The organism is Hamadaea sp. NPDC050747, assembly GCF_040654195.1.
Taxonomy (GTDB): Bacteria; Actinomycetota; Actinomycetes; order Mycobacteriales; family Micromonosporaceae; genus Hamadaea.
Genome location: NZ_JBFAHM010000003.1, coordinates 513,759 through 527,492 on the forward strand (window position 1 = coordinate 513,759; position 13,734 = coordinate 527,492).

Here is a 13,734-nt window from a genome sequence, read left to right on the forward strand (position 1 = left end):
CTCCTGTTACTCGTGTGAAACACCGGAAGACTTGCGTCCAAGATCAGGGAGTGCGCAAAAGCGGGGAAACGGGCTTGTAGGGTCGGCACATGTCGCATTTCGACGTCGCCACCGCGGCAGTGCAAGCCGCCCTCGACGCCGGTGCCCGATACGCGGACGCCCGTGTGATGCACCGACGCACGGAATCCATGAACGCGCGCAACGGCGAGATAGAGGATCTCACGCAGGCAGAAGACGCCGGCATCGGGGTACGCGCCCTGGTCGGCAGCGGTTGGGGCTTCTACGCGGTGCCCGACTTGAGTACCGCGGGCGCCCGGCTGGCCGGGCAGACCGCCGCTCGCATCGCCGCGGCGAGCGCCCAGGTTCCCGGGCCGCCGCTCGACCTCGTCCGGTCGCCGGCCACCACCGCATCGTGGGCGTCCGCCTGCGAAGTCGATCCGTTGGGCGTACCCCTGGGGGAGAAGGGCGAGCTGCTGACCACGGCGACTCGCCTGATGACCGAGCACGGCGCGGACCTGGCGGAGGGCATCTACCAGGTGTGGGACACCCGCAAGTGGTTCGTGTCGAGCGAGGGCCACCGGATCGACCAGCACATCCGCGAGTGTGGCGGAGGCATCTCCGCCACGGTCGTGGGCGAGCACGAGACCCAGCGCCGGTCCTACCCCTCCTATCGCGGCCAGTACGGGACCCGTGGCTGGGAGCTGGTCCGGGAGCTGGATCTGACCGCCCACGCGGCCCGGATCGCGGAGGAGGCGCGAGCGCTGCTCACCGCACCGGCCTGCCCGGCCGGCGAGACGACGCTGATCCTCGGCGGCGAGCAGATGTGCCTGCAGATCCACGAGTCGGTCGGGCACGCCATCGAGCTGGACCGCATCCTGGGCTGGGAGGCCGCCTTCGCGGGCACCTCCTGGCTGGACCTGAGCAAGCTCGGCTCGTTGCGGTACGGGTCCGAGCTGATGAACATCACGATCGACCCCACCATCCCGGGCGCGCTCGGTTCGTTCGGCTTCGACGACGAGGGCACCCCGGCGCAGGCCCGCGACGCCGTCCGGAACGGCACGTGGGTGGGCGTTCTCGCCGGTCGCGACTCTGCCGCGGTGGCAGGTCTCGACTACGGCGGCAGCGTCCGATCCGACGGCTGGGCGCGCCTGCCGATGGTCCGGATGACCAACGTCGGCCTCGAACCCGGCCCGCACACGCTGGAGGAGATCATCGCCGCCACCGACGACGGGATCTTCATGGACTTCAACCGGTCGTGGTCGATCGACGACAAGCGGCTCAACTTCCAGTTCGGCTGCGAGATCGGCTACGAGGTGAAGAACGGCAAGCTCGGCAGGATGCTGCGCAACCCGACCTACACCGGCATCGGCCCGCGGTTCTGGCAGTCCATGGACATGCTTTCCAACGAGATCGTCGCCTGGGGCACGCCCAACTGCGGCAAGGGACAACCCGGCCAGATCGGCCACACCGGGCATCCGGCGGCGCCGGCCCGGTTCCAGAACGTCCGCGTGGGGGTCACGGCATGAGCGCATCTCTCGCTGATCTCGCACACCAGGCTCTCGACTTGGTACGCACAGCGGCGCCGACCGCCGAGGCGGCCGTCTCGGTGGACCGCACCGAACAGTGGCTGACCCGGTTCGCGACCTCCTTCATCCACCAGAACGTCGCCGACGAGACCACCTCGGTGACGCTGACCGTGCACGTCGACGGGCGTACCACCGTCGCGTCGACGACGCTCACCGGCGACGAGGGTCTGAAGTCGCTGGTCGAGCGGACGGTCGGCGCGACCCGGCTCGCCCCGCTCGACGCGGCCTGGCCCGGTCTCGTTCCCGCGACGCCGGTGGCTGGAACGGGCACGGTCGACCCGTCCGTGCTCGCCGCCACGCCGGCCGACCGGGCCGCGATCGTGCAGGCGTTCGTCCAGGCGGCGGGTGGTCTGGAGACCGCCGGATACTGCCGCACCAAGCACTGGACAGGGGCGTACGCGAACTCGGCCGGGCAGCTCGTCGAGGGCGCGGCCACCTCGGCGGACTTCGACGGGATCGCCCGGAACAACGGCGCCGACTCGGCCGCGCGCATCGCGTCGACTCGGCTGTCCGATCTGGACGGGGCGGCGCTCGGCGACCGGGTCGGCCGCAACGCCCTCGCCCTCGCCTCGGCGATCGAGCTCCCGGCCGGGGAGTACGAGGTCGTGCTGATGCCGGAGGCGGTCGCCGACATCCTGACGAACTTCGCGTTCTACGGGTTCAACGGCAAGCAGCACAACGAGGGCCGGTCCTTCGCCCGGCTCGGCGAGGCGCAGTTCGACCCGGCGATCACGCTCGCCGACGACCCCGTCACGCCCGGCAACATCGGCCAGCCCTACGACGGCGAAGGCACTCCGCGCCGCGTACTGACGCTGGTGGACGGGGGCACCACGGCGGCGGTCGCGCACGATCGGCGTACCGCGGTGAAGGCGGGCGCCGCCAGCACCGGGCACTACAGCGAAGGCGGCTGGGGGCCGATGACGGAGAACCTCGTCCTCTCCCCCGGTTCGACGTCGCTGCCGGACCTGATCCGGGGCGTACGCCGGGGGCTGCTGGTCACCGACTTCTGGTACACCCGGGTGCTGGACCCACGGCAGATGACGCTGACCGGGCTCACTCGCAACGGGGTGTGGCTGATCGAGGACGGCGAGATCGGTACGCCGGTGCAGAACTTCCGGTTCACCCAGGCGTACCCGCAGGCGCTGGCCCCCGGCCGGGTGCTGGGCGTGGGCGACGTCGCGGTCGCCCAGCCCTCGCGATGGGGCCTGGGCTCGTGGACCGGCCCCGCACTACGGCTCGCCTCGTGGAACTTCACCGGCACCGCCTCGGGCTGACCCTTCGTTGTGATCATTGCGCCAGCCATGCTGGATACTCGGGCATTTCGGCGCCCGAAACAGCATGGCTGGCGCAATGATCAGGCGGGAATCAGCAGAGCACCGGCTTCAGCCAGGAGCACTCGAGGTCGGCCGGGGCGTCGTCGTCCGAGGAGGACGGCGCGACGGTCGACGGAGCCAAGCGAGCGGCGGCTGTGGCCGTGCTGTTCCAGGACGCCAGCGCGACCGCGATCGAGTCCTCGATCGGCTTCACCGTCGAGGCGAGGTAGTTGTTCTCGATCACGGAGAAGACGAGCTGACGGCCGTCGGCCGTGGTCACGTAGCCGGAGAGCGCGCTGACGCCGGTGAGGCTGCCCGTCTTGGCGTGCACGTTGTTCGCCGCCGCAGTGTTCCGCATCCGGCTGCGGAGGGTGCCGCCGGTGAAGCGGTCGGCGTTGCCGGCGATCGGCAACGCGTTGTACCAGGCCGTGTACCAGGGCTTCGACCGGACCGCGATGAGCAGGTCGGTCAGCTCGTACGCCGGGATCATGTCCCACCGCGTGAGGCCCGAACCGTCGGACTGCCGGAAGGTGGCGCCGTCCATCCCCTGCGAGACCACAAAGGACTTGATCGCGGCGAGCCCGGCCGACCAGGTTCCCTTCCCGGCGACCTTCTGCCCGATCGCCTTGGTCAGCGCCTCGGCGTGCCCGTTGTTGGACAGCTTCAGGAACGGCACCATCAGCTCGGCCAGCGTCATCGACTGGTGCGCCGCCAGCACCGACGCCGACGCCGGGGTCGCGACCCCCAGCCGCGTACGCCCGAGGACGGTGATCCCGTGCGCCTTGAGCGCGGACCGGAAGACCGACGCGGCGAGCCCGGTCGGCTCCCAGACGGCGATCCACTCCACGGTGTCCGAGCCGCCCACCGGGATGTTTCCGTCGATGACGATGTCGTTGTTCCCGTGCTCCCGCGATACGCCGAGCGTGTCGGTGCCGCCGGAGGCCACAGTGGTCCCGTTGTTGACGATCCGCACGTAGTCCGTCGGCGGCGTCACCGTCACGACCGGCTTGTCGCCCGCGGCCGCGCCGGGTGAGACCGTGACGACGACGTTGCCGTTGTCGTAGTCGGTGTCGGGCGCGATCGTCAGCGCGGAAGCCTGCTGAGAGTAATAGGAGTACTCGTCGTCGGCGGCCCAGCCGGTGCCGAGGCGTACGTCGTCGAAGTAGGTGTCGTCGGCGACCAGGTCACCGGTGACGACCTTGACGCCGCTGGCCGCGATGTCCGCCGCGAGCTTGTCGTAGTCGGCCGCCAGCGAGGTCGGGTCGCCGTTGCCGCGGAGGTAGACGTCGCCGAGCAGAACCGAGCCGGCGCGCGTGCCCGGCGAGAGGACGTCGGTGGTGAACCGGTAGTCCGGGCCGAGGATCTCCATCGCGGCGGTCGACGTCAGCAACTTGGTATTCGAAGCGGGCAGCAACCGCTTGTCGCCCATGCGGTTGTACAGCGTTTCCCCGGTCTGCGCGTCCCGCACGACAGTGGCGGCGAAACTGCCGTTGAGCCGCGCGTCGGCGAGGATCGAGTCGAGCCGCTGCACCAATTGCGACAGTGCCGGATCGGTGGTGGGCTCGGCGGTTGCGGCTCCACCGGCGAGCACGCCCGCCAGCAGCACCACGGCGAGAGGGGTGGCAATGTGACGTCGTAACATGCGGCTCATGCTGACGTGAAACTTCTTTTCACACAAGGCCCCGAGAAGGCGTGCGATCTGGACCCGTGCCTCTCCCACCAATATCCACTTCTCGGGCGTAACCTAAGCCACGTTCACTAGAGCTGCGTCGCCGGGGAGCCTCTCGGGCGAGCCGCCAGAAGTTCCGTCAGTACATCCGGGAAGAGCGCTGGAGCGACAAATGACAACGACGGCAACGAGGCCGATCGGTGCGCGTCCGCGCGCGGCGATCGACGCCAAGACGTTGCGTACGGACAAGTGGTGGATCGCACCACTGTTGACCGTGATCGGCCTGACCGCATGGGTGGCCTACGCGACCGTGCGTGTCTTCATGCACAAGTACTTCTGGGTCGAGGACTACCACTACCTCACCCCGTTCTACTCGCCCTGCGTCACCGAGCGGTGTGCCGACGCCGGAGCCGCCGAGTTCGGCGCGATCCTGCCCAGCTGGTGGATCATCCCGGACGCCGCGTTCAGCCTGCCCTTCCTGCTGCTGTTCCGGTTGACCTGCTACTACTACCGCAAGGCGTACTACCGCAGCTTCTGGATGTCGCCGCCGGCGTGCGCGGTCCCGGACGGTCACAAGACCTACTCCGGTGAGACCCGCTTCCCGCTGATCTTCCAGAACGCCCACCGCTACGCCTTCTACGCCGCCGGGCTGATCTCGCTCATCAACACCTGGGACGCGATCAAGGCGATGCACTCGCCGGGCGGCTTCGGCCTGGGGCTGGGCAACATCATCCTGTGGATCAACGTGCTGTTCCTGTGGGCGTACACGCTGTCGTGCCACTCCTGCCGCCACATCGTCGGCGGCCGGCTCAAGCACTTCTCGCAGCACCCGGTCCGGTATCGCTTCTGGACCTTCGTCTCGAAGCTGAACACCCGCCACATGGGTCTGGCCTGGACGACCCTCGCCACGCTGGCGATCACCGACTTCTACGTCATGGCCGTCTCCGCCGGCTGGTTCAACGACCTGCGATTCATTGGGTGACATCGTGGAAAACATCGAAAAGCACCAGTACGACGTCGTCGTGATCGGCGCCGGGGGCGCCGGTCTGCGCGCCGCGATCGAGGCCCGCCTGGCGGGCAAGAAGACCGCGATCATCTCCAAGTCGCTGTTCGGCAAGGCGCACACGGTCATGGCCGAGGGCGGCGCGGCCGCCGCCATGGGCAATGTGAACAGCAACGACAACTGGATGGTCCACTTCCGCGACACGATGCGGGGCGGCAAGTTCCTCAACAACTTCCGGATGGCCGAGCTCCACGCCAAGGAGGCGCCGGACCGGATCTGGGAGCTGGAGACCTACGGCGCGCTGTTCGACCGCACCAAGGACGGCAAGATCAGCCAGCGCAACTTCGGCGGCCACGAGTACCCGCGGCTGGCCCACGTCGGCGACCGCACCGGCCTGGAGCTGATCCGGACGCTGCAGCAGAAGATCGTGTCGCTCCAGCAGGAGGACAAGAAGGAGTTCGGCGACTACGAGGCCCGCATCCGGGTCTTCGCCGAGACCACCATCACCGAGCTGCTGCTCGACGACTCCGACGGCACCTCCCGGGTGGCCGGCGCGTTCGGCTACTACCGCGAGAGCGGCGGCTTCATCCTCTTCGAGGCGCCCGCGATCGTGCTCGCGACCGGTGGTGTGGGCAAGTCCTACAAGGTCACCAGCAACTCGTGGGAGTACACCGGCGACGGGCACGCGCTGGCTCTGCGGACCGGCGCGACGCTGATCAACATGGAGTTCCTCCAGTTCCACCCGACCGGCATGGTGTGGCCGCCCTCCGTCAAGGGCATCCTGGTCACCGAGTCGGTCCGCGGCGACGGCGGCATCCTGAAGAACAGCGACGGCAAGCGGTTCATGTTCGACTACGTCCCCGACGTCTTCCGCAAGCAGTACGCGGAGACGCCCGAGGAGGCCGACCGCTGGTACACCGACCCGGACAACAACCGGCGCCCGCCGGAGCTGCTGCCCCGCGACGAGGTGGCCCGGGCGATCAACTCCGAGGTGAAGGCCGGCCGCGGCACGAAGGCGGGCGGCGTCTACCTGGACATCGCCTCCCGGCTCCCGGCGGCGGCGATCCTCAAGAAGCTGCCGTCGATGTACCACCAGTTCAAGGAGCTGGCCGACGTCGACATCACCAAGGAGCCCATGGAGGTCGGCCCGACCTGCCACTACGTGATGGGCGGCGTCGAGGTCGACCCGGACACGCAGGCCACCAGGGTCGCCGGCCTGTACGCCGCGGGCGAGGTGTCCGGCGGGATGCACGGCTCGAACCGGCTCGGCGGCAACTCCCTGTCCGACCTCCTCGTCTTCGGCAAGCGCGCCGGCGAGTTCGCGGCCGCGTACACGGATGAGCTGGGCAAGCGCCCCGCGGTCCAGCCGGGCGCCCTCGAAGCCGCCGTGGACACGGCCCTGGCGCCCTTGCAGCGCGAGGGTGGCGAGAACCCCTATTCGCTGCACCACGAGCTGCAGCAGGTGATGGGCGACCTGGTCGGCATCATCCGGCGGCAGGGCGAGCTGCAGGAGTCCCTGGGCCGGCTCGCCGAGCTGCGCGAGCGGGTGGCCAAGGTCGGCGCGACCGGCGGCCGCAAGTACAACCCGGGCTGGCACCTCGCCCTCGACCTGCGCAACATGCTGCTCGTCTCGGAGTGCACCGCGAAGGCGGCGCTGGAGCGCGAGGAGTCGCGCGGCGGGCACACCCGGGAGGACTTCCCGAAGATGGACCCGAAGTGGCGGCAGATCAACCTGGTCTGCTCCGTCTCGGCGTCCGGCGACGTCGACCTGGTCCACCAGCCCGTCCCGACGATGCGCCCGGAGCTGCTCGCCCTCTTCGAGCAGTCCGAGCTGGCCAAGTACATGACGGAGGAAGAGCTCGCATGACTGTCAGGCAGTTCAAGGTGTGGCGTGGCGACTCGGCCGGCGGCCAGCTCGTCAACTACGACGTCGACGTGAACGAGGGCGAGGTCGTCCTCGACGTCATCCACCGGCTGCAGGCCACCCAGGAACCGGACCTGGCCTGCCGGTGGAACTGCAAGGCGGGCAAGTGCGGCTCCTGCTCGATGGAGATCGACGGCATGCCGCGGCTCGCCTGCATGACGCGGATGTCGACGTTCGAGGAGGACGAGACGGTCACGATCACGCCGCTGCGGACCTTCCCGGTCATCCGCGACCTGGTCACCGACGTCACCTTCAACTACGTCAAGGCTCGCGAGACCCCCGCGTTCGCCCCGCCGAAGGACGTGGCCCCCGGCGACTACCGGATGCAGCAGGTCGACGTCGACCGCTCGCAGGAGTTCCGCAAGTGCATCGAGTGCTTCCTCTGCCAGAACACCTGCCACGTGGTACGCGACCACGAGGAGAACAAGACGGCGTTCAGCGGGCCGCGGTTCTTCATCCGGGCCGCCGAGCTGGACATGCACCCGCTCGACGCGCGCACGGACCGCAAGGAGTACGCCCAGAAGGAGCAGGGCCTGGGCTACTGCAACATCACCAAGTGCTGCACCGAGGTATGCCCGGAGCACATCAAGATCACTGACAACGCGATCATCCCCATGAAGGAGCGCGTGGTCGACCGGCGGTACGATCCGCTGGTCCGCCTGGGTCGAAAGATCCTGCGGAGAGATCAGCTAGAGCAGGAGGCAGTAGCGGTGACAACCTTGCACCAGGCGAGCTCGACGCCCCAGCCCGACGGGGCGGCCCCGATCAACTGGCACCGGGAGCTGACGCCGCCGATGGGCGCGGACGTGGACGAGAAGGGCCATCTGCCCCTCAACGAGCTGCTCTCGGACCGGGTCGGCGCCAACTCGCCGTTCGGTGACGACGTGCAGTTCCCGGTCGACCCGACCAAGCTCAACTACTACAACCCCGAGCAGAAGCACTGATCTGCCTCGGTTCTCGCATTGACCCATCGCTGGGACGGTTGTCACAACCGTCCCAGCGATTTGCGAGGTAAGGCTTGCCTTAGTTAGGCTCGCCCCTCGTGATGGGGAGGCGGATCGGGCTGCTGCTCGGCGCGGCGGCGCTACTGGTGCTCGCGATCGCGGCCAGCCTGGCGATCGGCGCCCGCCCGATCCCGCTCGGCGACGTTCTGCGGGCACTGTGGCATCCGGACGGTTCCGAGACCGCCATCATCGTCCACGACCTGCGTATTCCGCGTACGGTGGTCGGGCTCGCGGTCGGACCGGCGCTCGCCGTCGCCGGGCTCGTCATGCAGGCGCTCACCCGCAATCCCCTCGCCGAACCACGCATCCTCGGCATTTCGGCCGGCGCGTCCACCGGCGTCGTCCTGGCCATCGCGGTCTTCGGCATCGCCACCCTCGCCGGATGGATCTGGTTCGCGCTGCTCGGCGCGCTGGCCGCGGGCGCGATCGTCTTCACCCTCGGACTCCGGCTGGGCACCGGCTCCAGCAGCCCGATCACCCTCGCGCTGACCGGCGCCGCCGTCGACGCCTGTCTCGGCGCGATCATCTACACGCTGCTCAGCACGTCGACGCGTACCTTCGACCAGTTCCGCTTCTGGGCGGTCGGCTCGCTGTCCGGCCGCGGGCTCGACCTGGTGGTCCAGGCCGCGCCCTTCCTGCTGCTCGGACTGGTCTGCGCCGTCGCCGCGGCCCGCGGGCTCGACGGGCTCGCGCTCGGTGACGAGGTCGCGGTGGGTCTCGGTCATCGAATAGCACTTGTACGCACAGCGGCCGCGATCGCCGCGGTGACGCTCACCGGTGCCGCCGTCGCCCTGGCGGGACCGATCGCGTTCGTCGGTTTGGCCGTTCCCCACGCCGCACGCGCGCTCGCCGCCCGGTTCCGCGTGGGCACCTCCCATGCCCTGCTGTTGCCGCTGTCGGCGCTCATGGGCGGCGTGCTGGTGCTCGTGGCCGACACGGTCGGACGGGTCATCGCCCCGCCCGGTGAGGTGCCGGCGGGCGTCCTGACGGCGTTGGTCGGCGCGCCCCTGCTGGTGGCGTTGACCCGGCGGCCCCGGCTGGTCAGCGCATGAAACGGCTCAGGTACGCCGGCTGGCTGCTCGTCGCCGCCCTCGTCCTCGCCGGTGCGATGGCGCTCAGCATCTCTGTCGGGGAGGCGGACCTGCCCTGGCCGCTGGCGCTGGACCTACGGCTGCCGCGGACGGCGTTGGCGGCCGTCTCCGGAGCGCTCTTCGCGATCGGCGGCGCCCTCCTGCAGTCGGTCACCCGGAACGCGCTGGCCAGCCCGGACGTCATCGGCGTGACGCAGGGAGCGGGCCTCGCCGCGGTGATCGCCGTGACCGCGGGTCTCCCGTACGCCTTGGTCGCGCCGACCGCCCTCGCGGGCGGTCTCCTCGCCGCCGCCGTCGCGTTCCTGCTGGGCGCCCGCAGCGGGTTCACCGCGAACCGCTTCGTCCTCGGCGGCGTCGCGATCGCGTTCGCGCTACGGGCCGGCATCGAGATCACGCTCACCACGGCGGACGCCATCGACGCCCAACGGGCGCAGATCTGGCTGCTCGGCTCGGTGAACGGGCTCGGCTGGGCCGAGGCCACTCCGCTGGCGGTTACCCTCCTCGTGGCGCTGCCCCTGCTCGCGATGGCCGCCTGGGCCCTGCGTACGTCGGCGCTCGACGACGACACCGCCCGTGGTCTGGGCGCCCGGCCGGTCGGCGTACGCGCCGCCGTCGGTGCGCTCGGCGCGGTTCTGGCGGCCTTGGCGACGGCGACCGTCGGCGCGGTCGACTTCGTGGCGCTAGTCGCCCCGCAGACGGCCCAGCGGATCGCCCGCACCGAGCGGCCGCCGATCGCGCTGGCCGCCGTGATCGGGGCGGCCCTGGTGGTCGTGGCCGACGTGGTCGCCCGCCGGGTCCTGGCGCCGACGCAGCTGCCCGTCGGCGTGGTCACAGCGGCGATCGGCGGCCCGTTCCTGATCTTCCTGCTCCTGCGAGCCCGCCGTGCCTGATCTCCGTCGCCCCAGCGCCCCACCGCCGCGTCCCGCGGCCCTCTTTTGGCGCTGGATCAGGGATCCCGGTCGAATCTTGGACCAAGATTCGACGCGGATCCCTGATCCAGCGCTGATCTTGAACTGGAAGGAGGCGGCGTGCTCTCCGCTGATGGCCTGACTGTCGGGTACGAGGCCCGCGACGTGCTCACCGGCCTCGACGTGGCCGTCCCCGAGGGCAGGTTCACGGTGATCATCGGGCCGAACGCCTGCGGCAAGTCGACTCTGCTGCGATCGCTGGCGCGCCTGCTCAAGCCGCGCGCTGGGAAGGTCCTGCTGGACGGCGTACCCATTGATGAGCAGGCCCCGCGGCAGGTCGCGACCCGCATGGCCGTGCTGCCACAGACGCCGTTGGTGCCCGAGGGCGTGACAGTGGCGGAGCTGGTCGGGCGCGGGCGCTCGCCGTACCAGCGCTGGTATCGCCAGTGGACGGTCGCGGACACCGAGGCCGTCGCCGCGGCCATGCGCAGCGCGGACGTCGCGGAACTGGCCGACCGCCCGGTGGCCGCGCTGTCCGGCGGGCAGCGGCAGCGGGTGTGGATCGCGATGACGCTGGCCCAGCAGACCCCGATCCTGCTGCTGGACGAGCCCACCACCTACCTGGACCCGGCCCACCAGCTGGAGATCCTCACGCTTCTGGGCCGCCTGCGCGACGAGGGGAAGACGGTCGTGGCCGTCCTCCACGACCTCAACCAGGCCGCCCGGTACGCCGACCACGTCATCGCGATGCGCGACGGCCAGATCATCGAGGCGGGTACGCCCCGCGACGTGATCGACGCCGACCTGGTCTCCCGAGTCTTCGGCATGGACTGTGTGGTCGTGCCCTGTCCGGTCAGCGGCGCTCCGCTGGTCGTCCCCCTCTAGAAAGGTCTCGTCATGCACCGCCGTTTGATCATGTTGGCGCTCGTAGCCGGGCTCGCCGTCGCGGGTTGCTCGTCCTCGCCGTCCTCCTCGGGCGACGCCACGCGCGAGATCACCCACGCGATGGGCACCACGAAGATCCCGGTCGCCCCGAAGCGCGTGGTCGTCCTCGACACCGACAAGATCGACACGGCGCTCACCTTGGGCGTGACCCCGGTCGGCGCGGCCGTCGCGGGTGAGGCCAAGTCCTGGCCGACGTACTTCGGCGAGGACAAGCTCGCCGGGATCACCGAGGTCGGCACCCTGCAGGAGCCGAACCTCGAGAAGATCGCGTCGCTGAAGCCCGACCTGATCCTGGGCTCCAAGTTCCGCCAGGAGAAGTACTACGACGAGCTGGCCAAGATCGCGCCTACGGTGTTCACCGCTCAGGTCGGGTCGACCTGGAAGGAGAACTTCCTCCTCGACGGCGACGCCCTGGGCCACAAGACCGAGGCGACCGCGGCGCTGGCCGCCTACGAGAAGCGGGCCAAGGAGGTCGGCGCCAAGCTCGGCGACCCAGCGAAGATCAAGGTGTCGATCGCGCGCTTCCTGGCCGACTCCATCCGCGCCTACGGCCCGACCTCGTTCTCCGGCATCGTCGTCGGCGACGCCGGCCTGGGCCGCCCCGAATTCCAGCTGCTGGCCGACAAGGAAGACAAGCGCTTCGCCGCCGTCAGCCCGGAGAAGCTGAACCTCCTCGACGGCGACGTCATCTTCGTCGCGGCGTACGGCCAGAAGGCCGCCCAGCAGCAGGCCACAGTCAGCGCCGGACCCCTGTGGCAGGGGCTGTCGGCGGTGAAGGCCGGCAAGGCGTACGTGGTCAAGGACGAGGTCTGGATGACGGGCATCGGCGTGACCGCCGCGAACAAGATCCTCGACGACCTCGCCACCCACCTCTCCGCCTAGCCCCCTACCCGGCCCTTTCCGCGCGATCATGAACCACAGGCCATGATCGATCACGTTTTCGCAGGTCGCCGATCTGGTTTCGCCATGATCGTTCCCCCGGACGGGTGATCGACTTCGGTGTCTCCCGCCGAAGCCGATCACCCGAGCCGAGGCGCCGCCTATGCGAGGAAGGCCGGCAGGGCGGCGACGATCGGGGCGTCGGCGGGCAGCCAGGGCACCTCGCCCAGCTCGTCGACGGCCAGCCAGCGCAACTGCGCGTGCTCCAGCGCCTGCGGCCGGTCACCGTCCAGCAGCACCGCGGTGTAGACGCGTAACACTGAACGGCCGTTGGCCATCGGCACGTCCCCGCCGACCCGCTCACCGACCTCGACGCGTACGCCGAGTTCCTCCTCGCACTCCCGGACCAGCGCGTCGATCTCAGCCTCGCCCGGCTCGACCTTGCCGCCCGGAAACTCCCATCGGCCGGCCGTCTCCGGCGGGTCCGAACGCTCGCATGCGAGCACCCGCCCGTCCTCGATGATCGCGGCTCCGACGATGATCCTCATGGGGTGATCCACTGCCACGGCGGACAGAGTGCCAGAAGAAATGGCCGTTCGGGGTACTCATCTTGTCCCTTAGCAGGCCGGAAGTCGGAAATGTGGCCGTGGACACAGCACCGCGTTTCTGGAAAGACTGTCGGTGACGAATCATTACAACGGGGCGACGGTATGGCCACAAGCCGGCAACGACGCCTGGAGGTGGGGGCCCATGGGAGCAGTCTGGCGGCGGGACCAGACGGACTACCTGACAGATGCCTTGTCGCAGCTTACGGGCTGGACACGAGACCTGCGCGGGTTGCGTCGCACGCTCACCCTCGACGACTCGCAACACCGCGAGCTCGCTGAGCACATCACGGTCTACGCGGACGCGGCCGAAGTCCGCGCACAGGTCAGGCGCCTCGACGGGCACACCCAGATCCAGTTGTGTACGCCCGACGGCGGCACCCTCACCCCGAGCGAAGTGTCCCTGGCGGCCCGGATCGAAGCCGCGTACGGCGAGATCACGAACCGCTAGATCCGCGGTCTGCCCAGACGCCCGCCAGGAGCGCGGCCAACTCGGCAGCCTCCTGGGCGTCCTCGGTCAGCAGCGCCCTCTCGGCCCGGCCGACGTAGGGATGGCCCCACCAGGTCAGATACTGCGGCGGCCCGCCGACGCAGCCGAGCGAGACCGGCACGATCTCGCCGTCGGGAAGCGGCTCCGTCGACAAGCACAACCGCAGCATGCTCCAAAACGGGTGGAACCGGGCCAGCGTCGTCGCCTCGGCGGCCCGCACGAGGTCCACACAGCCGGCCCAGCGGCCGTCCGCGTACGCGTCGCTCTCCCGTGCTCGTTCTAGGGCCTCGGCCCAGGAGCCCGCCATGCGGTCAAGT

General features: G+C 69.7%; 13 protein-coding genes. 10 read left to right on the forward strand and 3 right to left on the reverse strand.

Annotated elements, in window-relative coordinates:
• Nucleotides 1-89: 89 nt before the first annotated feature.
• Both AB0H43_RS08725 and AB0H43_RS08730 read left to right on the forward strand, forming a co-directional pair.
• Nucleotides 90-1,526 carry a TldD/PmbA family protein gene (locus tag AB0H43_RS08725; RefSeq protein WP_359998425.1) on the forward strand — a complete coding sequence of 479 codons (1,437 nt, stop codon included), beginning with the start codon at nucleotides 90-92 and terminating at the stop codon, nucleotides 1,524-1,526.
• Nucleotides 1,523-2,860, forward strand: coding sequence for a TldD/PmbA family protein (locus AB0H43_RS08730; protein ID WP_359998427.1), 1,338 nt, complete (start codon nucleotides 1,523-1,525; stop codon nucleotides 2,858-2,860). The genes AB0H43_RS08725 and AB0H43_RS08730 overlap by 4 nt, the downstream gene beginning before the upstream one ends.
• Nucleotides 2,861-2,951: 91 nt before the next feature.
• Here AB0H43_RS08730 and dacB read toward each other — a convergent pair whose 3' ends face one another.
• Nucleotides 2,952-4,541 carry a D-alanyl-D-alanine carboxypeptidase/D-alanyl-D-alanine-endopeptidase gene (dacB, locus tag AB0H43_RS08735; protein WP_359998429.1) on the reverse strand — a complete coding sequence of 530 codons (1,590 nt, stop codon included), beginning with the start codon at nucleotides 4,539-4,541 and terminating at the stop codon, nucleotides 2,952-2,954.
• A gap of 199 nt (nucleotides 4,542-4,740) precedes the next feature.
• Here dacB and AB0H43_RS08740 point away from each other — a divergent pair, with 199 nt between their 5' ends.
• The 7 genes from AB0H43_RS08740 to AB0H43_RS08770 all read left to right on the forward strand — a co-directional run bounded on the left by AB0H43_RS08740 (nucleotide 4,741) and on the right by AB0H43_RS08770 (nucleotide 12,325).
• Nucleotides 4,741-5,550 carry a hypothetical protein gene (locus tag AB0H43_RS08740; protein WP_359998431.1) on the forward strand — a complete coding sequence of 270 codons (810 nt, stop codon included), beginning with the start codon at nucleotides 4,741-4,743 and terminating at the stop codon, nucleotides 5,548-5,550.
• A gap of 1 nt (nucleotide 5,551) precedes the next feature.
• Complete coding sequence (locus tag AB0H43_RS08745) at nucleotides 5,552-7,438, forward strand: fumarate reductase/succinate dehydrogenase flavoprotein subunit (protein ID WP_359998638.1); 1,887 nt, start codon at nucleotides 5,552-5,554, stop codon at nucleotides 7,436-7,438.
• Nucleotides 7,435-8,439 carry a succinate dehydrogenase/fumarate reductase iron-sulfur subunit gene (locus tag AB0H43_RS08750; RefSeq protein ID WP_359998433.1) on the forward strand — a complete coding sequence of 335 codons (1,005 nt, stop codon included), beginning with the start codon at nucleotides 7,435-7,437 and terminating at the stop codon, nucleotides 8,437-8,439. Before AB0H43_RS08745 ends, AB0H43_RS08750 begins: the two co-directional genes overlap by 4 nt.
• A gap of 101 nt (nucleotides 8,440-8,540) precedes the next feature.
• A complete protein-coding gene (locus tag AB0H43_RS08755) occupies nucleotides 8,541-9,551 on the forward strand; it encodes an iron ABC transporter permease (protein WP_359998640.1) in 1,011 nt (336 codons plus the stop codon).
• Complete coding sequence (locus AB0H43_RS08760; RefSeq protein WP_359998434.1) at nucleotides 9,548-10,480, forward strand: iron ABC transporter permease; 933 nt, start codon at nucleotides 9,548-9,550, stop codon at nucleotides 10,478-10,480. Before AB0H43_RS08755 ends, AB0H43_RS08760 begins: the two co-directional genes overlap by 4 nt.
• Nucleotides 10,481-10,636: 156 nt before the next feature.
• On the forward strand, nucleotides 10,637-11,383 hold the full coding sequence (locus AB0H43_RS08765; RefSeq protein ID WP_359998642.1) for an ABC transporter ATP-binding protein: 747 nt from the start codon (nucleotides 10,637-10,639) through the stop codon (nucleotides 11,381-11,383).
• 12 nt (nucleotides 11,384-11,395) lie between these two features.
• Nucleotides 11,396-12,325 carry an iron-siderophore ABC transporter substrate-binding protein gene (locus AB0H43_RS08770; RefSeq protein ID WP_359998436.1) on the forward strand — a complete coding sequence of 310 codons (930 nt, stop codon included), beginning with the start codon at nucleotides 11,396-11,398 and terminating at the stop codon, nucleotides 12,323-12,325.
• 158 nt (nucleotides 12,326-12,483) lie between these two features.
• Here the strand turns inward: AB0H43_RS08770 and AB0H43_RS08775 are convergent, their stop codons facing one another.
• Nucleotides 12,484-12,870 (reverse strand): (deoxy)nucleoside triphosphate pyrophosphohydrolase, encoded by a 387-nt coding sequence (locus tag AB0H43_RS08775; protein WP_359998438.1) that lies wholly within the window; start codon nucleotides 12,868-12,870, stop codon nucleotides 12,484-12,486.
• 202 nt (nucleotides 12,871-13,072) lie between these two features.
• On the opposite strand from AB0H43_RS08775, the gene AB0H43_RS08780 reads away from it, so the two are divergent.
• A complete protein-coding gene (locus tag AB0H43_RS08780) occupies nucleotides 13,073-13,378 on the forward strand; it encodes a 4a-hydroxytetrahydrobiopterin dehydratase (protein ID WP_359998440.1) in 306 nt (101 codons plus the stop codon).
• Here AB0H43_RS08780 and AB0H43_RS08785 read toward each other — a convergent pair.
• Nucleotides 13,365-13,724: a hypothetical protein gene (locus tag AB0H43_RS08785; RefSeq protein ID WP_359998442.1), complete on the reverse strand. Its 360-nt coding sequence runs from the start codon at nucleotides 13,722-13,724 to the stop codon at nucleotides 13,365-13,367. The genes AB0H43_RS08780 and AB0H43_RS08785 overlap by 14 nt on opposite strands.
• Between the last annotated feature and the right edge of the window lie 10 nt (nucleotides 13,725-13,734).